The sequence below is a fragment of the Acinetobacter lwoffii genome (genome assembly GCF_024129435.1).
Lineage (GTDB): Bacteria > Pseudomonadota > Gammaproteobacteria > Pseudomonadales > Moraxellaceae > Acinetobacter > Acinetobacter lwoffii_F.
This window is the reverse complement of the sequence record NZ_JAMXXN010000027.1, coordinates 13684-33515: the sequence shown is the minus strand read 5'-3', so window position 1 is coordinate 33515 and position 19832 is coordinate 13684. Positions and strand designations below refer to the sequence as shown.

Below are 19832 nucleotides of genomic sequence, written 5' to 3'. Positions count from 1 at the left end.
TGGTTATGCCTGGTGACAACGTTGAGATGTCAGTAGAGCTAATCCACCCGATCGCAATGGACCCAGGTCTACGTTTTGCGATCCGTGAAGGCGGTCGTACAGTTGGTGCTGGTGTAGTTGCTAAAGTAACTGCATAATCATAGAATAAGACAAGCAGGTTGGAGCTTAGGCTCCAACTTGTTGTTTTGCAGGTCAGTAGTTCAATTGGTAGAGCGTCGGTCTCCAAAACCGAATGTTGGGGGTTCGAGTCCCTCCTGACCTGCCAAGTTTCTAAAAAGACGCTTGATGTCGGCAAAATTGGTCATATAATAAGTCGCGAAACCTACGACGAGTACAAAAATGTCGAATGAAAAATCACGCGACGCATTAGGCGAAGCGGCAATTCCTCAAAGAAATAATCCTGCAGTAGATGTAAGTTCTGGTTCTCCATTAGACATGGTTCTATGGGTTATCGCCTTGATTTTATTGGTTGGTGCAATGATGGTAAACCAATATTTACCAGCGTACTGGGCACCTGCGAATGATATTTGGGTGCGCGTTGGGGTGATTTTGGCTTGTATCGTTGCAGCATTCGGTTTATTATACGCCACCCATCAAGGCAAAGGCTTTATTCGTCTGCTGAAAGATGCACGAATTGAGTTGCGTCGAGTGACCTGGCCTACCAAGCAAGAGACGATGTCCACATCTTGGCAAGTTCTTGTTGTAGTCGTAATTGCATCCATCTTATTGTGGTGTTTTGACTATATTTTAGGCTGGTTAATGAAGTTTATTATCGGGTAAGAGAGCTATGAAACGTTGGTACATTATTCATGCCTATTCAGGTTATGAAAAACAAGTGATGCGTTCGCTTAATGATCGAATCCAGCGTAGCGCTGTTGCCGATAGCTTTGGTGAAGTCCTTGTTCCTACCGAAGAAGTGGTAGAGATGAAGGATGGCAAGAAGCGTAAATCAGAGCGTAAGTTCTTTCCTGGCTATGTCCTAGTCGAAATGGAAATGAACGATGATACTTGGCACATTGTTAAAGAATGTCCAAAAGTTTTAGGTTTTATTGGTGGTACGGCTGAAAAACCGGCACCGATTACGCAAAAAGAAGCAGATGCGATTCTTGCGCGTGTACGCAATACTGGTGAAGCGCCTCGTCCTAAGACGATGTTTGAACCAGGCGAAGAATTACTCGTGGTTGACGGGCCATTCACCGACTTTAAAGGTGTGGTGGAAGAAGTTCAGTACGAAAAGTCGCGTTTAACGCTGACCATTAATGTATTTAACCGACCAACTCAAGTTGAATTGGAATTTCGTCAAGTCGAAAAATCAGTCTAATTTGTATGGGTTGAAAACGCCTGACTTATTTATAAGTCAGGCATTGTTGTTGTAACGGTATCGTTACTTGAAATCATTGGGGAGCCTTCACCGGCGTTTGCACCCAGAGGTAATTTGAAATGGCTAAGAAGATTGACGGCTATATCAAGCTGCAAGTTCCAGCTGGTAAAGCGAATCCATCTCCACCGATTGGTCCTGCACTAGGTCAACGTGGTGTGAACATCATGGCATTCTGTAAAGAATTCAATGCTGCGACACAAAAAGTTGAAGCTGGTCTGCCAATTCCAGTCGTGATCACTGTGTACAACGACAAGTCGTTCACATTCATCATGAAAACTCCACCTGCTGCTGTTCTTCTTAAGAAAGCTGCTGGTATCCAGAAGGGTTCAGCTGTACCTAACAAAACTAAAGTTGGTAAGTTGACTCGTGCTCAAATCGAAGAAATCGCGACTACTAAAGAGCCAGATTTGACTGGTGCTGATTTAGACGCACGTGTACGTACCATTGCTGGTTCTGCGCGTTCTATGGGCTTGGAAGTGGAGCTTTAAGACATGGCTAAATTAACTAAACGTCAAAAAGCGATTGTAGCTGCTGTAGAAGCACACAAAGTTTACACGCTAGAAGAAGCTGTTGCAGTTTTAGAGAGCCTTCCAGCTCCTAAATTCAAAGAATCTCTAGATATCGCGGTAAACCTAGGTGTTGATCCTCGTAAATCTGACCAAGTTGTTCGTGGCGCGACTACACTTCCTGCAGGTACTGGTAAAACTGTACGTGTAGCTGTATTCGCTCAAGGCGCTGCTGCTGAAGCTGCTAAAGCTGAAGGCGCAGACGTTGTTGGTTTCGACGATCTTGCTGAAAGCATCCAAGCGGGTAACCTTGACTTTGACGTAGTAATTGCTGCTCCAGATGCAATGCGCGTTGTAGGTAAACTTGGTACGATCCTTGGTCCACGTGGCTTAATGCCAAACCCTAAAGTGGGTACTGTAACTCCTGACGTTGCTACTGCAGTTAAAAATGCAAAAGCTGGTCAAGCACGTTACCGCGTAGACAAAGCTGGTATTATCCATGCTGCGATCGGTCAAGTAGGTTTTGAAGCTGCTGCTGTTCGTCAAAACGTTGAAGCACTTGTTGCTGACTTGAAGCGTTTGAAACCTGCTACGTCTAAAGGCGTATACATTCAAAAGATCACTTTGAGCTCAACTATGGGTCCTGGTTTGATCGTTGATGTAGCAAACGTTTCTAAATAAGTCTCGACTTATTACAGAATTTTAAAGCCCTGAAGATGTCTCCTTCTCCCTCTGGGAGAAGGTCGGGAAGAGGATTAAACCTTTCCCTAGCCCTCTCCTATGAGGAGAGGGGATAATTTAGGCAAACTTTGAATTGATAAATGAAAATTTATCAGCGTCAAAGACCGCGGGCGAGGGGAGTTTTATGCTTCTCTCTTAATAGCCCAGCCTGCGTAGACGCGGTGGTGTGATTTGTTCATCCTCCGCGTGTGAGTCCAGTGATGGTCTTGCGAATTGGGAGTGTACTTCGCGTAAGTACATAAATCACCGTTAGGAGGTTTTACAATGGCTCTTCTTATCGAAGGCAAAAAACAGATCGTAGCTGAAGTAGCTGAAGTTGCTTCTACTGCATTTGCTGCTGTTGTTGCTGACTACCAAGGTTTGACTGTAGAGCAGTTAACTACTCTACGTGTTGAAGCGCGTAAACTTGGTGTTACTACACGTATCGTTCGTAACACTTTGGCTAAACGTGCTCTTCAAGATACTCAATTCAATATCTTGAACGACAACCTTGTTGGCCCAACAATCTTAGCTTTCTCGAATTCTGAAGACGACATGGGTGCTGCTGCACGTTTGTTCGAAGAATTCGCTAAAACTAATAAAGCATTTGAACTTAAAGCTGCTGCATTTGATGGCAAACTTTATCAAGGTGCAGAAGTTAGCGTAATCGCGAATCTTCCGAACCAAGAGAAAGCGCTTACTATGCTTGCAAACGTTCTTCAAGCTCCTATTTCGAAATTGGGCCGCTTACTTACAGCGCTTCAAGAGAAAAACGAGTCAGAAGCTGCTTAAGCTCAAACTTAAACACACATCATTCAATACCCATTTGGAGTTAATCTCATGGCTTTAACAAACGAAGAAATCCTAAACGCAGTTGCTGAAAAAACTGTTCTTGAACTTGTTGAACTTATCTCTGCTTTCGAAGAGAAATTCAATGTATCTGCTGCTGCCGTAGCTGTTGCTGCTGGTCCTGCTGCTGCTGCTGCTGAAGAACAAACTGAATTCAATGTTGAATTGACTTCTTTCGGCGCGAACAAAGTTGCTGTAATTAAAGCAGTTCGTGAAGCGACTGGCCTTGGCTTGAAAGAAGCTAAAGACATGGTTGAAGGCGCTCCTGCAGTTCTTAAAGAAGGCGTTTCTAAAGAAGAAGGCGAAGAGCTTAAGAAGAAACTTGAAGAAGCTGGTGCTACAGTTACTCTTAAGTAATTTCTTAAGGGAGCCGGTTTTTTTATAATCGGCTCCAAAAATTGGCTGATGGCTCTTGGGTCATCAGCCTTTTTGCGTTACAATAATCGGCTCGATTTTTGTTTGCATGATATAAAAATCATACAAATTGAAAATAAACATAATGAACAAACGTTTACCAATATTTTTCATTAAAAAATATTGATAAGCGTTTTAATACCACTAAAAATTGCAGCATTTGTAAAGAGTGGTGGCCATATCGGCCAGCGTAATTCCTTCTGAGCCCGTTCTGCAGGCGGGCTTGGTTTACACTTTCCGAGGACTCCAGATGGCATACTCATATACCGAAAAGAAACGGATCCGTAAGAATTTTGGTAAATTGCCTAGCGTCATGGATGCTCCGTACTTGCTCGCGATTCAAGTCGACTCGTACAGAACATTCTTACAAGATGGCAAATCACCAAAAAACCGCGAAGATATCGGTCTCCAAGCCGCATTTCGTTCAGTTTTTCCTATTGAAAGTTATTCTGGCAATGCTGCTTTAGAATTTGTTGAGTATAGTCTTGGTAAGCCTGAGTTTGATGTACGCGAATGTATCCTTCGTGGCTCAACTTATGCAGCACCAATGCGTGTAAAAATTCGTTTGATCCTGAAAGATCGTGAAACGAAGTCAATTAAAGACGTACGTGAACAAGAAGTCTATATGGGCGAAATGCCATTAATGACGGATAACGGTACCTTTGTGATTAACGGTACCGAGCGTGTGATCGTGTCACAATTACACCGTTCACCAGGCGTATTCTTTGACCACGATAAAGGCAAGACTCACTCAAGTGGTAAAGTCCTTTATTCAGCGCGTATCATTCCTTACCGTGGTTCATGGTTAGACTTTGAATTCGATGCCAAAGACTTAGTCTATGTACGTATTGACCGTCGTCGTAAATTGCTTGCGACTGTGGTACTTCGTGCCTTGGGTTACAGCAACGAAAACATTCTCAACATGTTCTACGAGAAAGTACCTGTGTATCTTGACATGGGTAGCTACCAGATTGACCTGGTGCCTGAACGTCTGCGTGGCGAAATGGCACAATTTGATATCCTGGACAAGGATGGCAAGGCAATTGTTGAGCAAGGTAAACGTATCAATGCGCGTCATGTACGTCAAATGGAAGCTTCAGGTCTTGAAAAACTTGCAGTGCCTGATGAGTACCTGTATGAGCGTATCACTGCTGAAGACATCCCATTAAAAGATGGTGATGTGATTGCAGCCAATACTGTATTAAGTCATGAAATCATGGTGAAAATTGCAGAAGGCGGCGTGAAGCAGTTTAATATTTTGTTCACCAATGATATCGACCGCGGTTCATTCGTTGCAGATTCTCTACGTGCAGATACAACGAGCAATCGTGAAGAAGCATTGGTAGAAATCTACAAAGTGATGCGTCCGGGCGAGCCACCAACAAAAGAAGCTGCTGAAAACTTATTCAACAACTTGTTCTTCTCTTCTGAACGTTATGACCTATCTCCAGTCGGTCGTATGAAGTTCAACCGTCGTTTGGGTCGTCCTTACGAAGTGGGTACAGACCAGAAGTCACGTGAGGTTGAAGGCATTCTCTCGAACGAAGATATCACTGATGTATTAAAAACATTAGTTGAAATCCGTAACGGTAAAGGTGAAGTCGACGATATCGATCACTTGGGTAACCGTCGTGTTCGTTCTGTGGGTGAAATGACAGAAAACCAATTCCGTGTAGGTCTGGTTCGTGTAGAACGTGCTGTTAAAGAACGTCTATCTCAAGCTGAAACTGACAACCTGTCTCCGCAAGATTTGATCAATGCGAAACCTGTTGCTGCTGCAATCAAAGAATTCTTTGGTTCAAGCCAGTTGTCTCAGTTTATGGATCAAAACAACCCGTTATCTGAGATTACGCACAAACGTCGTGTTTCTGCGCTTGGTCCTGGCGGTTTGACGCGTGAACGTGCAGGCTTTGAAGTACGTGACGTACATCAAACTCACTACGGTCGTGTATGTCCAATTGAAACGCCTGAAGGTCCAAACATTGGTTTGATCAACTCGCTTTCTGTTTATGCGAAATGTAACAACTTTGGTTTCCTGGAAACCCCATACCGTAAGGTTGTTGATGGTCGTGTAACAGATGAAGTTGAATACCTGTCTGCGATTGAAGAAGTAGGTACTGTCATTGCACAGGCCGATTCTGCAATGGATAAAGACGGTAACTTAACAGAAGAGTTTGTATCTGTTCGTCATCAGGGTGACTTCGTACGTATTCCTCCTGAAAAAGTAACGCATATGGATGTATCTGCTCAGCAGGTCGTATCTGTAGCAGCATCACTGATTCCATTCCTAGAACACGATGATGCCAACCGTGCATTAATGGGTTCGAACATGCAACGTCAGGCAGTTCCGACGTTGATTGCTGACAAGCCGCTTGTTGGTACCGGTATGGAAGCGAACGTAGCACATGACTCAGGTGTATGTGTGATCGCTCAGCGTGGTGGTCGTATCGAGTTTGTTGATGCGTCTCGTGTGGTTATTCGTGTGAATGAAGACGAAATGATCGCAGGTGAAGCAGGTGTAGATATCTACAACCTGATCAAATACACCCGTTCGAACCAGAACACTTGTATCAACCAGAAAGTTCTTGTAAACCTGGGCGATAAAGTAGGTCGTGGTGATGTACTGGCTGATGGTCCATCGACTGATGGCGGTGAGCTGGCACTGGGTCAGAACATGCGTGTAGCGTTCATGACCTGGAACGGTTACAACTACGAAGACTCGATCTTGTTATCTGAGCGTGTACTTCAAGAAGACCGTTTAACATCTATTCATATCCAGGAATTATCATGTGTTGCACGTGATACCAAACTGGGTGCGGAAGAAATCACTGCTGATATTCCGAACGTAGGTGAAGCTGCTCTGTCTAAACTGGACGAGTCAGGTATCGTTTACATCGGTGCTGAAGTAACTGCTGGCGATATCCTTGTTGGTAAAGTAACCCCTAAAGGTGAGACCCAGTTGACGCCGGAAGAAAAATTGCTACGTGCAATCTTCGGTGAAAAAGCAGCTGACGTAAAAGACTCATCTTTACGCGTTCCATCAGGTACAAAAGGTACTGTGATTGACGTTCAAGTGTTTACACGTGACGGTCTTGAAAAAGACGAACGTGCTCAAGCAATTGAAAAAGCACAATTGGACGCATACCGTAAAGACTTGAAAGAAGAATTTAAAATCTTCGAAGAAGCTGCACGTGAACGTGTAATCCGTCTACTGAATGGCCAAGAGTCGAATGGTGGCGGTACAACTAAACGTGGCGACAAACTGTCTGAAGATGTGTTGTCTGGTTTAGAGCTTGTTGATCTTCTTGAAATTCAACCAGTTGATGAAGCAATTGCTGAACGTTTAACTCAAATTCAAGTGTTCTTGAAAGAGAAGAGCTTCGAAATTGACGAGAAATTTGCTGAGAAAAAACGCAAACTTTCTACAGGCGATGAACTGACGACTGGTGTATTGAAAGTAGTTAAAGTTTATCTTGCTGTAAAACGTCGCATCCAGCCGGGTGATAAGATGGCGGGTCGTCACGGTAACAAAGGTGTTGTATCAAACATCCTGCCGGTAGAAGACATGCCACATGATGCCAACGGTGTACCTGTTGATATCGTATTGAACCCGCTTGGCGTACCATCGCGTATGAACGTGGGTCAGATTCTTGAAACTCACTTGGGTATGGCGGCGAAAGGTCTTGGCGATCAAATCGACAAGATGATGAAAGAGCAACGTACTGTACTTGAGCTTCGTGATTTCCTGGACAAGATTTACAACAAAGTTGGTGGCGAGCAAGAAGATCTTGATAGCCTGACTGATGAAGAAATCTTGAAACTTTCTGGCAACTTGCGTGCTGGTGTGCCTTTGGCTACTCCTGTATTCGATGGTGCTGAAGAAGGTCAGATCAAAGAGTTGTTACAACTTGCAGGCCTGTCTAGTACTGGTCAGACAGTATTATATGATGGTCGTACTGGTGAGCGTTTCGATCGTCCGGTAACTGTTGGTTACATGTACATGCTGAAACTGAACCACTTGGTTGATGACAAGATGCATGCGCGTTCAACTGGTTCTTACTCTCTAGTTACGCAACAGCCGCTTGGTGGTAAAGCACAATTCGGTGGTCAGCGTTTCGGTGAGATGGAAGTCTGGGCACTAGAAGCTTACGGTGCAGCATATACGCTACAAGAAATGCTGACTGTGAAATCGGATGACGTTGAAGGCCGTACCCGTATCTACAAGAACATTGTAGATGGCAACCATTATATGGACCCGGGCATGCCTGAATCGTTCAACGTATTGACCAAAGAGATCCGTTCTTTAGGTATCAACATTGAACTGAAAAATGGTGACTAATTAGTTCCATTTAATCTCCCCAAACCCCTCTTTGATAAAGAGGGCTTCCCCCTTAACAAAGGGGGACTGAGGGGGATTAAAATTCAGTTAAAAAACAATATTTGTGACCCAGTTGTTGAGTGAAAATCTCCACAACACACGGAGAAAAAAATTGAAAGACTTGCTCGATATCATGCGCAAAAAGACGGATTCAGACGGTCATGCTCCAGTAGAGTTTGACCGCATCCGTATTGGTCTTGCGTCACCAGAAATGATTAAGTCATGGTCTCACGGTGAAGTTAAAAAGCCAGAAACCATTAACTATCGTACGTTCAAGCCTGAACGTGATGGTTTGTTCTGTGCCAAAATCTTTGGTCCAGTGAAAGATTACGAATGCTTGTGTGGTAAATACAAGCGTATGAAATATAAAGGCGTCATTTGTGAAAAATGTGGCGTTGAAGTAACAACTGCGAAAGTTCGTCGTGAACGTATGGGTCACATCGAGCTGGCGTCTCCAGTTGCACACATCTGGTTCTTGAAATCATTGCCTAGCCGTATCGGTCTATTATTAGACATGACGCTACGTGATATCGAACGCGTATTGTATTTCGAATCTTATGTGGTTACTGATCCGGGTATGACTCCATTTGAGAAATACCAGCTTCTAAATGATGAAGAATACTTCAATGCATTAGAAGAACACGGTGATGAATTCACAGCGAAAATGGGTGCTGAAGCAGTTCAAGACTTGTTGAAAGACATCGATCTTGAAGCTGAAATTGCGCGTCTTCGTGAAGAAATTCCTGTTACAACTTCAGAAACCAAGCTGAAAAAAGCGTCTAAGCGTTTGAAGTTGATGGAAGCATTCAACGATTCGAACAACAAGCCAGAATGGATGGTGTTAACTGTACTTCCAGTTCTTCCACCAGACCTTCGTCCGCTTGTACCACTTGAAGGTGGTCGTTTCGCGACTTCTGACCTGAACGATCTTTATCGTCGTGTGATCAACCGTAACAACCGTTTGAAGCGTCTTCTTGACCTTGCAGCGCCAGACATCATCGTACGTAACGAAAAACGTATGTTGCAAGAGTCTGTAGATGCATTGCTGGATAACGGTCGTCGTGGTCGTGCAATTACCGGTTCGAACAAGCGTCCGCTTAAATCTTTGGCAGACATGATCAAAGGTAAGCAAGGTCGTTTCCGTCAAAACTTACTTGGTAAGCGTGTTGACTACTCTGGTCGTTCGGTAATTACTGTTGGTCCAAACCTGCGTTTGCACCAATGTGGTCTTCCGAAGAAAATGGCGCTTGAACTGTTCAAGCCATTCATTTTCGCGAAACTACAGGCATCTGGCCAAGCAACCACCATTAAAGCTGCGAAGAAAATGGTTGAGCGCGAAACCCCAGAAGTTTGGGACGTTCTTGCTCACGTGATTCGTCAACATCCAGTGATGTTGAACCGTGCGCCAACCCTTCACCGTTTGGGTCTTCAAGCATTTGAGCCGATCCTGATTGAAGGTAAAGCGATCCGTCTACACCCACTCGTATGTGCTGCGTTTAACGCCGACTTCGATGGTGACCAAATGGCGGTACACGTACCATTAACACTTGAAGCTCAGCTTGAAGCTCGCGCGTTAATGATGTCAACGAACAACATCTTGTCTCCAGCGAACGGTGAGCCAATCATCGTACCGTCTCAGGACGTTGTCTTGGGCTTGTATTACATTACGCGTGATGCAATCAATGCCAAAGGTGAGGGCATGGTGTTCGCGGATACTCACGAAGTAAACCGTGCACTCGCAACAGGTCAGGTTGATCTACACGCTCGCGTTAAAGCACGTGTACACCAGACTGTGATCGACGAAGATGGTAACCGTGAACAGCAAACCATTATTGTAGATACGACGCCTGGTCGTTGCCTACTTTGGGAAGTTGTGCCTGAAGGTATGGATTTCCAGCAAATTAACGTTGAGATGACCAAGAAAAATATCTCGAAGTTAATTAACTCTTGCTACCGTAAATTGGGTCTGAAAGATACTGTTATCTTCGCTGACCAGTTGATGTACTTGGGCTTCCGTCAAGCGACGCGTTCAGGTGTTTCTGTCGGTATGGAAGACATGGTTATTCCACCGCAAAAACAAGCAATTATTGGTAAAGCGGAAGCTGAAGTTCGTGAAATCGAACAACAGTTCGAACAAGGCTTCGTAACTGCCGGCGAACGTTATAACAAAGTGGTCGATATTTGGGCGCGTACCAATGACCAGGTTGCTAAAGCGATGATGGACAACTTGTCTTTCACCACTGTGAAGAACAAACAGGGTGAAGACGAGAAGCAAAAATCATTCAACTCGATCTATATGATGTCTGACTCGGGTGCCCGTGGTTCGGCAGCTCAGATTCGTCAGTTGGCGGGTATGCGTGGTTTGATGGCGAAGCCGGATGGCTCGATCATTGAAACCCCAATTAAAGCGAACTTCCGTGAAGGTTTGACCGTACTTCAGTACTTCATCTCGACACACGGTGCGCGTAAAGGTTTGGCCGATACAGCATTGAAGACTGCGAACTCTGGTTACTTGACGCGTCGTCTAGTAGACGTTGCGCAGGACTTGGTTATTACCGAGCCGGATTGTGGTACGTATGACGGTCTGGTAATGACTCCGTTCATTCAAGGTGGCGATGTCATCGAAAACCTGGGTGCACGAGTATTGGGTCGTGTAGTTGCTGAAGATGTCAAGAAAGTGGGTACAGATGAAGTTCTGCTTCCACGTAATACTTTAATTGACGAGAAACTGGCTGCGTTTATCGAAAGCCAGGGTGTCGACGAAATTAAAGTGCGTTCAGTCGTGAACTGTGCATCAACCTTTGGTGTATGTGCGAAATGTTACGGTCGTGACCTGGCACGTGGTCATCAGGTGAACCCGGGTGAGTCTGTTGGTGTTATGGCAGCTCAATCGATTGGTGAACCAGGTACACAGTTAACAATGCGTACCTTCCACGTGGGTGGTGCTGCGAGCCGAACTTCTGCTGCAAACAGCGTGCAGGTTCGTAACCAGGGTACAGTACGTTTCCATAATGTGAAAACCGTACAACATGCCAAAGGTCACTTGGTATCGACTTCACGTTCAGGTGAAATCGGTATTGCGGATGATTTAGGTCGTGAGCGTGAGCGTTACAAACTGCCTTACGGTGCCTCTATCTTGCTCAAAGATGGCGAAGCTGTAGAAGCAGGCGGTATCGTGGCGACTTGGGATCCACATACACATCCATTGGTAACAGAAGTTGCTGGTAAAGTGCGTTTCAGCCAGATTGCTGATGGCGTGACGGTTACTTCTAAAACTGATGATGCAACAGGTATGTCAACCATCGAAATCTTGCCAGTGACTTCACGTCCTGCGTCAGGTAAAGATTTGCGTCCTGCTGTTGTGTTAGACACAGTAGATGGTGGTGAGCAGTTCTACTTCCTGCCACAAAACACGATTCTTTCTGTGCGCGATGGCGAAACGATTGGTGTCGGTGATGTCATCGGTCGTGTACCACAAGAAACTTCACGTACCCGTGATATTACCGGTGGTCTGCCGCGTGTAGCTGACTTGTTCGAAGCACGTAAGCCGAAAGAGCATGCAATCCTTGCAGAAGTGTCGGGTGTTGTAAGCTTTGGTAAAGAGACCAAAGGTAAGAACCGTCTGGTGATTACGCCGGATGATGGTTCTGAGATTTATGAAGAACTGATTCCGAAATGGCGTACGATTAACGTGTTCGAAGGCGAACATGTGAACCGTGGTGAAACTATTTCTGATGGTCCACAGAACCCGCACGATATCTTACGTTTGAAAGGCGAAGTTGCGCTTACAAACTACATCGTGAACGAAGTTCAGGACGTATACCGTCTGCAAGGTGTAAAAATCAACGACAAGCATATTGAAGTCATCGTACGTCAAATGCTGCGTAAAGTTGATATCACTGATGGCGGCGATACCAGCTTTATCAAAGGCGAACAAGTGGATTACATCCGCGTTGTTCAAGAAAACCAAGCAGTTCTTGCACAAAACAAGTTCCCTGCGAAGTTTGAACGTCAATTGATGGGTATTACCAAAGCATCGCTTTCTACTGACTCGTTCATCTCTGCTGCATCGTTCCAGGAAACCACGCGTGTGTTAACTGAAGCGGCTGTAACAGGTAAAGAAGATGACTTACGTGGCTTGAAAGAGAACGTGGTTGTAGGTCGCCTAATCCCAGCGGGTACAGGTTTGGCTTACCACCTAGAGCGTCGTCGTCAAGAAGCAGAAGCTGCAGAATTTGAACTGCACAATGACTTCTCTGATGTAGACCAAGCGCTTAGCCAGGCATTTAACGAAGAATTCTAATTCGAGTTAAAGCTGAGAAAAGAGACGCCTTCGGGCGTCTTTTTTTGTCTGAAATTTATAAATAAGACAGCTTGAACAGAAGAATAATCCATTGATATTTACAAAACTCAGCAGGAATACCGAGAGAAGTAACACGCTACAGATTTTAGTTTCATAAAATGAAGATAAGCTTAATTAAAGCAAGACAGGAAGGCCAAGGTCATGAAAAAATTAATGGGTGTTATGGCAGTTGCCACTCTTTCCACCTTTATGTTGGCGGGTTGTGAAAGTATGTCTGCCAATGAGCAACGGATCGGTGCTGCGGCCCTTGGTGGTGCAGTCGGTGGTGGTGTTGGTAATAAAGTCGGCGGTGGCGTTGGTGCAGCTGTAGGTGGTGGTGCCGGTGCTGCAGTGGGTAGTAAATCCCAAGGCGGTTCAAACCGTAATGCGACCTATAGTGGTGTAGGTGGTGCTGTTGGTTCCGCAGTCGGTAAAAGTATCTTCGGTGGTAATGCGGGTGCTGCAATCGGTGGCGCAATCGGTGGTGGTGCCGGTGCTGCGATTGAACAGGATAACCGTCGTCGTTAAGTCGAAAGTCACTTCAGATTCATCTAGATTTAAAAGCGCCAATGTGGCGCTTTTATCTTATTTAGGAGAGTTAATTTTCCCTTTGCTCTGTTTACGCCGGATATATACTGTTTTTTCTACTTCGGCAATTCTGACCCCGGCTTCATCATAAATATTCAGCTGATAATGCCGATACACTGGCGCATTATCGGCTGCCAGATTGATAATCGTGGCAATTTCTTCAGCAGAAATCCGAATGTCCGCCACCACTGTACCGCGACCCGGTGCCAAAAACTGAATGCTGGCGCCTTTATCCCAGACCAGGTATTTCGGCCCCAAATGATGCATCAGCAATAACATATAAAAGGGATCGACCATTGAATACAGGCTGCCACCAAAATGCACACCGACAATATTCTGGTTCTTACGGGTCAGCGGAATTTTGACCCGAACGTGATAATTATTAAAATCAATCTTATCAATTTCAATGCCTGCACCACGATAAGGGGCATAGCGGTTCAGAATAAATTTTGAAACCAGAGGCAGTTTTTGAATTTTCTGGAATAGGCTCATACTGACATTCTTTTTGCGGCTGTGATTATGCATACTAGAGCAACAAAAATGCGCTGGCATTGATCAATCATGCCGATTTATAAACTAAGTGGTCAATAACAAAAACAGGATCAAAAGATGGAAATGCACATGCAATGGGTCGATACCACGGATCAGCAGCGTCTTTTTGTCAAAACTTATGGACAATCCGAACAACCGGCATTGGTGCTGGTTCACGGCTATCCCGATCATCAGGCAGTTTGGGAGCCAGCCATTGTTCATTTGAGTCAGGATTACTTTGTTGTGACTTATGATGTCCGTGGCGCAGGTGAGTCCAGTATTCCCAAAAAAATCTCCGATTACCGCTTGGCCCGTTTAAGTCAGGATCTGGAAGAGGTGGTGAACGAAATATTGCCGAATCGTACTTTTCATCTGGCCGCGCATGACTGGGGTTCAATTCAGTCCTGGGAATCCGTCACCGGTCCACGCTTTAAAGGACGAATTCTGTCTTATAGCACCTTGTCTGGGCCATGTCTTGATCATGCCGCTTTCTGGATGCGTGAACAGTTCCAGCAAAACAAAGCAAAATTTTTAAAGCAAATGAGCAAATCTTGGTATATCGCGATGTTTCAGTTGCCTTTAGTGGCGCCGTTGGCCTGGAATTTTTTTAATCCGCAGCGTTGGGGCAAGATCGTGCAGCAACTGGAAAGACACGATGATCTGCCACTCAACCCGCATATTGTCAAAGATGGCAAATATGGTGTGAACCTGTATCGGGCCAATTTTTTGCCACGCTTAGCTCAACCACGGCAGCGTTTTGCCATCTGTCCGGTACAGGCGATTGTGCTGAAATATGACCAGTTTGTCGGGCCAGATCTGGTTGATGAAATGTCAAAATGGGTGGATGATTTCTCGAAAGTAGAACTGGCTGCCAATCACTGGGCGATCCTGAGTCAACCGGAGCAAGTGGCTCAATTGATTGATGAGTTTATTCAGCGTAAATCTGCTGACATTCATTGACAGGCCACTCCGCGAAACATGACCCGACCAGAAAAAAGTGGCGGAATTTTTATCCGCATTTTCTGATAAAATAGCCGCTTTCTCTCTATTCCGATTCATTATGTTCGCAATTCTTGCTGCTATTGGAGTCATGTTCGGACTCTCGTTGGCACGTGTACCTGTGGTTTTTGCCCTGGTCATTGGTGCTGTTACAGGTGGTTTATTGGCAGGTCTGGGCCTGCAGGGAACCTTGGACGCGTTTAACAATGGCTTGGGTGGGGGTGCCAAAATTGCCTTGGCTTACGGTATTTTAGGTGCATTTGCTTTGGCTCTGGCGCGTTCAGGTCTGCCGGATTTACTGGCTTATAAAATGATCAGCACCTTAAAAGGTGAGGCCGATTTTAAAGCGCAAAACCGGGTGAAATATCTGATCTTTTTCACAGTTGCCATTGCTGCCGTGTTCTCGCAAAACGTTATTCCCGTGCATATCGCCTTTATTCCGGTACTGATTCCACCGCTATTGATTGTATTTAACCATTTACAGCTGGATCGCCGTTTGGTGGCCTGTTTGCTGACCTTTGGTCTGGTAGGCACCTATATGCTGATTCCGGTCGGTTTTGGTGCCATCTTCCTGAATGACATTCTGGGTCATAACATCAATACTTTTGGTAAGCCATATGGATTTGAAATTAGCTATGACCAGATTCCATCTGCGATGGCAATTCCAGTATTCGGTATGTTTGTGGGCTTATTGGTGGCGATCTTTATTAGCTATCGCAAACCACGTCAATATCAAGATATTCATGTCCAGGAACAGCAAAGTATTTCCGCTGAATTAGGTGTGGCTGAGCAGGTTAAACCGCAGATTGCCAAATTTACCATCTGGATGGCCGGCCTTGCAGTTATTGCCACATTGGCGGTACAGCTTTATTCAGACTCGATGATTCTGGCCGGTCTGGTCGGTGTAGCAATCCTGAGTTGTGCCGGGATCTTTAAATGGAAAGAAGCGGATGATGTGATCATTACCGGTATGCGCATGATGGCGCTAGTTGGCTTTATCATGATTGCAGCACAAGGCTTTGCCGCGGTGATTGAAGCGACTAATCAGGTACCAACCTTGGTTGAAGCATCAGTAAACTGGATTGGTAATAGTCAGGCATTGGCTGCCTTCCTGATGCTGTTGATTGGTTTGCTGATCACATTGGGCATTGGTTCGTCTTTCTCAACCATTCCCATTCTGGCGATTATTTATGTTCCGCTGTGTATCCAGTTCGGTTTTAGCCCGGCTGCGACTATTGCAATTATCGGGACTGCAGCAGCTTTGGGGGATGCCGGTTCTCCAGCTTCGGATTCAACTTTGGGCCCAACTTCGGGTTTAAATATGGATGGTCAGCATGACCATATGAAGGACAGTGTGATTCCAACCTTCATTCACTTCAATATTCCGTTGATGATTTTTGGCTGGATTGCAGCCATGGTTCTGTAAGTCAATTTCAATCTGCTCTGATATCTATTGGAGCAGATTTATCTGGATTTAAAATAAATAATAAGATGTATTTAAAATATATTTTTAAATAAAAATTAATATAAACCTGATTATTTTAGTCTGAATAAATTCATATTTATCTGATTAATATACTGGGTATTTAAAACCAACCAATCTAGTCAATTTAAAATAAATTATTTTTTAAATCAGTATGTTAAATAATAATTAAAAATTAGTTTTATAATCCTTATTGCATATTATTTTCCCTCGTGTTTATTATTAATTAAGATTTATTTTCTTAATAATTATTCTTCCTGTGGGTATTTTAAAATGTTAAAGCAAGTAGCTCTAATTGCATTAATGGGTCTTTCTGCATCTGCGATGGCAGGTCAATGGCAGGTGAAAGTTGGTGCCAGTTCTTTAGCACCATCAAGTGACACTGAAATTGCACCAGGTTTAGTCGTAGAAGCGGATCAAGAATATGGTTTTACGCCTTCGGTCGAATACTTCTTTAATGACAATATCTCTGCAGAACTTTTATTAGCCACGCCATTTAATCACGATATTTCTCTTCAAGGTGTAGGTAAGGTGGCTAAGATCAAACATCTGCCACCCACAATTACCGCTAAATATAACTTTAAAAATGCAACACGCTTTACACCATATATTGGCGTAGGTGGCACAGCTTTTATTGCTTGGGATGAAGAAGGTCTGGCTAAAGACGTGAAAGAAGAGTTTGGTTTGGCAGGTCAAGTCGGCTTTAATTATCAGCCAGCCGATGCCAAAAACTGGGGAGTATTTGCTGACGTGCGCTATGCAGATTTGAGTCCTGAAGTGACTTTAGATGATGCTGATAATACTAAATTCGACTTGAATATTGATCCTTGGGTTTACACGATCGGTTATAGCTACAAGTTCTAAATTCTAACCTTGCTCAACAAAAAAGTCTCATCTTGAATGAGGCTTTTTTTTCAAAATAACAACGATTTATAACTTATTGAAATTGAGCAGATCGGCAATGTTCAACTATATTAAAATGAATAAAGTAAATATTAATTGAATACGACTTAATAATTGAATAATAAGGAAGATCAGCATGAGGTTTTTAAACCAAGGTATTTTAATCTTCTTCAGCCTGCTGGCAGGGTCTGCCTATGCGGCGAGTTTTGATTGTCAGAAAACTGAAACCGTGACAGAGAAAGCTATTTGTGAACATCGTCTGCTCAATGATGCCGATGTCAAGATGAGCACCAGCTATCATATTTTGCGCCGTATGGTGCCTATGGGAACCCGCTCGGTGATCCAGCGCGATCAGGTGAAATGGCTACAATTTCGTGACCGCTGTCAGGAATCGGTATCCTGTCTGAGCCAGGTCTATAATATGCGTCAGCAGCAAATAGACCTGCAATTTCAACGTATTTATAAGCTTGGGCCTTATTAGGACTTAAACCTAAGTCTTTAAAAATCCAAGCCAGATCAGATCAAGCGATTCTTTATAAAATATCTTGAGAAAAAATATCCAACTGGCTATTGAAAATTTAGTAACTCACTCCATTCATATAGGCAACAGTATTGACCTGTATTTAAAATAAAAGGAGTGATTAATGAGCGAGTCTAGCGCACAAAAACATAGTTTCCAGGCTGAAGTGGCTCAGTTACTACATCTCGTGACCCATTCGCTTTATTCAAACCCTGAAATTTTCCTACGCGAATTGATCTCGAATGCCTCAGATGCATGTGACAAATTACGTTTTGAAGGGATTAACCATCCCGAATTTTATGAAAATGATCCTGATCTGCGCGTTCGTGTCAGTCTGGATGCAGACAATAAAACCATTACCATTTCAGACAACGGGATTGGCTTAAGCGAACAGGAAGCTATTGATAATTTAGGGACTATTGCCAAATCAGGCACCAAAGACTTTATGTCCAAACTGACCGGCGATCAAAAGGCTGATGCCCAGCTAATTGGCCAGTTTGGTGTCGGTTTCTATTCCGGTTTTATTGTGGCTGACAAGATCACGGTAGAGTCGCGTCGTGCTGGCACAGATGTCTCTGAAGGGGTGCGCTGGATCAGTGGCGGAACCGGTGAGTTCGAAGTTGAACAGATCACGAAACAAGGACGTGGTACCGATATTATTTTGCATCTCCGTGACGATGCGCTAGATTATTTGCAAAGCTATAAAGTGAAGCAGATTATCAATAAATATTCAGACCACATCAGCCTGCCAATCCAGATGCAAAAAGAAGTCTGGCAGGAAGAAGAAGCGGCTGAAGGTGAAACTGCTCAAGGTGGCCAATATGTCAAAACCGATGAGTGGGAAGCCATTAACTCAGCCAGTGCATTATGGACTCGTAACAAGTCTGAAATCACTGAAGAGCAGTATGTCGAGTTCTACAAGAACTTAAGCCATGATTTCGCAGCGCCATTGGCTTGGGCGCATAATCGGGTTGAGGGCAGCACTGAATATACCCAGTTATTATATATTCCAAGCAAAGCGCCACATGATATTTTCACCCGTGAATCCAAAGCTGGTATCAAACTGTATGTGAAACGCGTGTTCATTATGGATGATGCAGATAACCTGATTCCAAACTATCTGCGCTTTGTACAGGGTGTGGTGGACAGTGCCGATCTGCCATTGAACGTGAGTCGTGAATTACTGCAAGAAAGCCGTGATGTAAAAACCATCCGTGAAGGCAATACCCGCCGTATCCTGACCATTTTGGATAATCTGGCTAAATCTGAAGATGAAAAAGATCAGGCAAACTTTAAGACTTTCTATCAGGAATTTGCTTCAGTATTGAAAGAAGGTTTGGGTGAAGATTTCAGTAACCGTGAACGTATCTTGAAACTGCTGCGTTATGCGACTTCGACCAATGATGAAGTTAGCACGTCATTGGCAGACTATAAAGCACGCATGAAAGACGGCCAGAAAGCCATTTATTATGTGACTGCAGATAGCCTGAATGCTGCGAAAAATTCACCGCAACTGGAACTGTTCAAGAAAAAAGGCATTGAAGTTCTGTTGATGACTGAACGCGTGGATGAATGGGCGATGAACTTTGTGAATGAGTTCGATGGTACGCCTTTGCAAAACGTGTCGAAAGGTGCAGTTGACTTAGGTGACCTTCAGGATGCCGAAGAGAAGAAAGCCCTTGAAGACGCCGCAGCCCAGTTTAAACCGGTGGTGGATAAGTTGACGGATTCATTAAAAGACAAGACCAAAGAAGTGCGGGTGACGACGCGTCTGGTCGATTCTCCGGCTTGTCTGGTGACTGGAGAAGGTGAGTTGTCTCCACAACTGATTCGTATGCTGAAAGATGCAGGCCAACCTGTGCCGGATATCAAGCCGATTTTGGAAATCAACCCGGAACATCCGTTGGTGAAAAAACTTGATGGCTCGGCGCAGTTTGATGATCTGGCCAATGTGATCTTCGACCAAGCGGTGATTGCAGAAGGTGGATTACCAGAAAATCCTGCTGAATATGTCAAGCGAATTAATAGTTTGCTGCTTGCTTAAGTGCTGATATATTGAATGAGAAAATCCCTCTTCGGAGGGATTTTTTATGCCTGCTTCATTTTTCATTTCTAGAAATGATCTGGAAAAACGATAGAGAGAATAAAAAAATACCTTCGAATCATAAATCTATATTTTAGATTATTAATTAATTTTTAATTTATAATTGCGATCATT

16 protein-coding genes and 1 tRNA gene are annotated in these 19832 nt (G+C 44.2%); 16 read left to right on the top strand and 1 reads right to left on the bottom strand.

All coding sequences use genetic code 11. From position 1 onward, the window contains the following. The 11 genes from NI455_RS13325 to NI455_RS13275 all read left to right on the top strand — a co-directional run. On the top strand, window positions 1-137 hold a 137-nt coding region (locus tag NI455_RS13325; RefSeq protein ID WP_079279704.1), incomplete at its 5' end, for an EF-Tu C-terminal domain-related protein. Window positions 138-189: 52 nt separating this feature from the next. Beyond that, window positions 190-265, top strand: a tRNA-Trp gene (locus tag NI455_RS13320). Window positions 266-339: 74 nt separating this feature from the next. Continuing rightward, window positions 340-780 carry a preprotein translocase subunit SecE gene (gene secE / locus NI455_RS13315; protein WP_004278617.1) on the top strand — a complete coding sequence of 147 codons (441 nt, stop codon included), beginning with the start codon at window positions 340-342 and terminating at the stop codon, window positions 778-780. Window positions 781-787: 7 nt separating this feature from the next. Beyond that, entirely contained in the window at window positions 788-1321 is a 534-nt protein-coding gene (gene nusG / locus NI455_RS13310; RefSeq protein ID WP_004278615.1) for a transcription termination/antitermination protein NusG, read from the top strand. Between the two features lie 119 nt (window positions 1322-1440). Then, on the top strand, window positions 1441-1869 hold the full coding sequence (rplK, locus tag NI455_RS13305) for a 50S ribosomal protein L11 (RefSeq protein ID WP_004278614.1): 429 nt from the start codon (window positions 1441-1443) through the stop codon (window positions 1867-1869). A gap of 3 nt (window positions 1870-1872) precedes the next feature. After that, window positions 1873-2568 (top strand): 50S ribosomal protein L1, encoded by a 696-nt coding sequence (rplA, locus tag NI455_RS13300; RefSeq protein ID WP_004278613.1) that lies wholly within the window; start codon window positions 1873-1875, stop codon window positions 2566-2568. A 324-nt stretch (window positions 2569-2892) separates the two neighbouring features. Then, window positions 2893-3399 (top strand): 50S ribosomal protein L10, encoded by a 507-nt coding sequence (rplJ, locus tag NI455_RS13295; RefSeq protein ID WP_004278612.1) that lies wholly within the window; start codon window positions 2893-2895, stop codon window positions 3397-3399. Between the two features lie 48 nt (window positions 3400-3447). Further along, on the top strand, window positions 3448-3813 hold the full coding sequence (rplL, locus tag NI455_RS13290) for a 50S ribosomal protein L7/L12 (RefSeq protein WP_004278611.1): 366 nt from the start codon (window positions 3448-3450) through the stop codon (window positions 3811-3813). Window positions 3814-4120: 307 nt separating this feature from the next. After that, the gene (gene rpoB / locus NI455_RS13285; protein WP_004278610.1) at window positions 4121-8209 is read left to right on the top strand and encodes a DNA-directed RNA polymerase subunit beta; all 4089 of its coding nucleotides are present in this window, start codon (window positions 4121-4123) and stop codon (window positions 8207-8209) included. Between the two features lie 151 nt (window positions 8210-8360). Continuing rightward, complete coding sequence (rpoC, locus tag NI455_RS13280) at window positions 8361-12551, top strand: DNA-directed RNA polymerase subunit beta' (RefSeq protein ID WP_044111741.1); 4191 nt, start codon at window positions 8361-8363, stop codon at window positions 12549-12551. Window positions 12552-12752: 201 nt separating this feature from the next. Continuing rightward, window positions 12753-13118: a glycine zipper domain-containing protein gene (locus NI455_RS13275; RefSeq protein ID WP_005108070.1), complete on the top strand. Its 366-nt coding sequence runs from the start codon at window positions 12753-12755 to the stop codon at window positions 13116-13118. Window positions 13119-13175: 57 nt separating this feature from the next. Here NI455_RS13275 and NI455_RS13270 read toward each other — a convergent pair whose 3' ends face one another. Then, a complete protein-coding gene (locus NI455_RS13270) occupies window positions 13176-13670 on the bottom strand; it encodes a DUF4442 domain-containing protein (protein WP_253114591.1) in 495 nt (164 codons plus the stop codon). Window positions 13671-13787: 117 nt separating this feature from the next. Between NI455_RS13270 and NI455_RS13265 the strand changes: the two genes are divergently transcribed. The 5 genes from NI455_RS13265 (at window position 13788) to htpG (ending at window position 19658) form a co-directional block, all read left to right on the top strand. Then, entirely contained in the window at window positions 13788-14669 is an 882-nt protein-coding gene (locus tag NI455_RS13265; RefSeq protein WP_253114590.1) for an alpha/beta fold hydrolase, read from the top strand. Window positions 14670-14769: 100 nt separating this feature from the next. Continuing rightward, on the top strand, window positions 14770-16134 hold the full coding sequence (locus NI455_RS13260; RefSeq protein WP_044111746.1) for a Na+/H+ antiporter family protein: 1365 nt from the start codon (window positions 14770-14772) through the stop codon (window positions 16132-16134). Window positions 16135-16464: 330 nt separating this feature from the next. Further along, window positions 16465-17055, top strand: coding sequence for an OmpW/AlkL family protein (locus NI455_RS13255; RefSeq protein WP_044111748.1), 591 nt, complete (start codon window positions 16465-16467; stop codon window positions 17053-17055). 175 nt (window positions 17056-17230) lie between these two features. Beyond that, the gene (locus NI455_RS13250; RefSeq protein WP_180087441.1) at window positions 17231-17575 is read left to right on the top strand and encodes a lysozyme inhibitor LprI family protein; all 345 of its coding nucleotides are present in this window, start codon (window positions 17231-17233) and stop codon (window positions 17573-17575) included. 163 nt (window positions 17576-17738) lie between these two features. After that, on the top strand, window positions 17739-19658 hold the full coding sequence (gene htpG / locus NI455_RS13245; protein WP_086044198.1) for a molecular chaperone HtpG: 1920 nt from the start codon (window positions 17739-17741) through the stop codon (window positions 19656-19658). Window positions 19659-19832 lie beyond the last annotated feature (174 nt).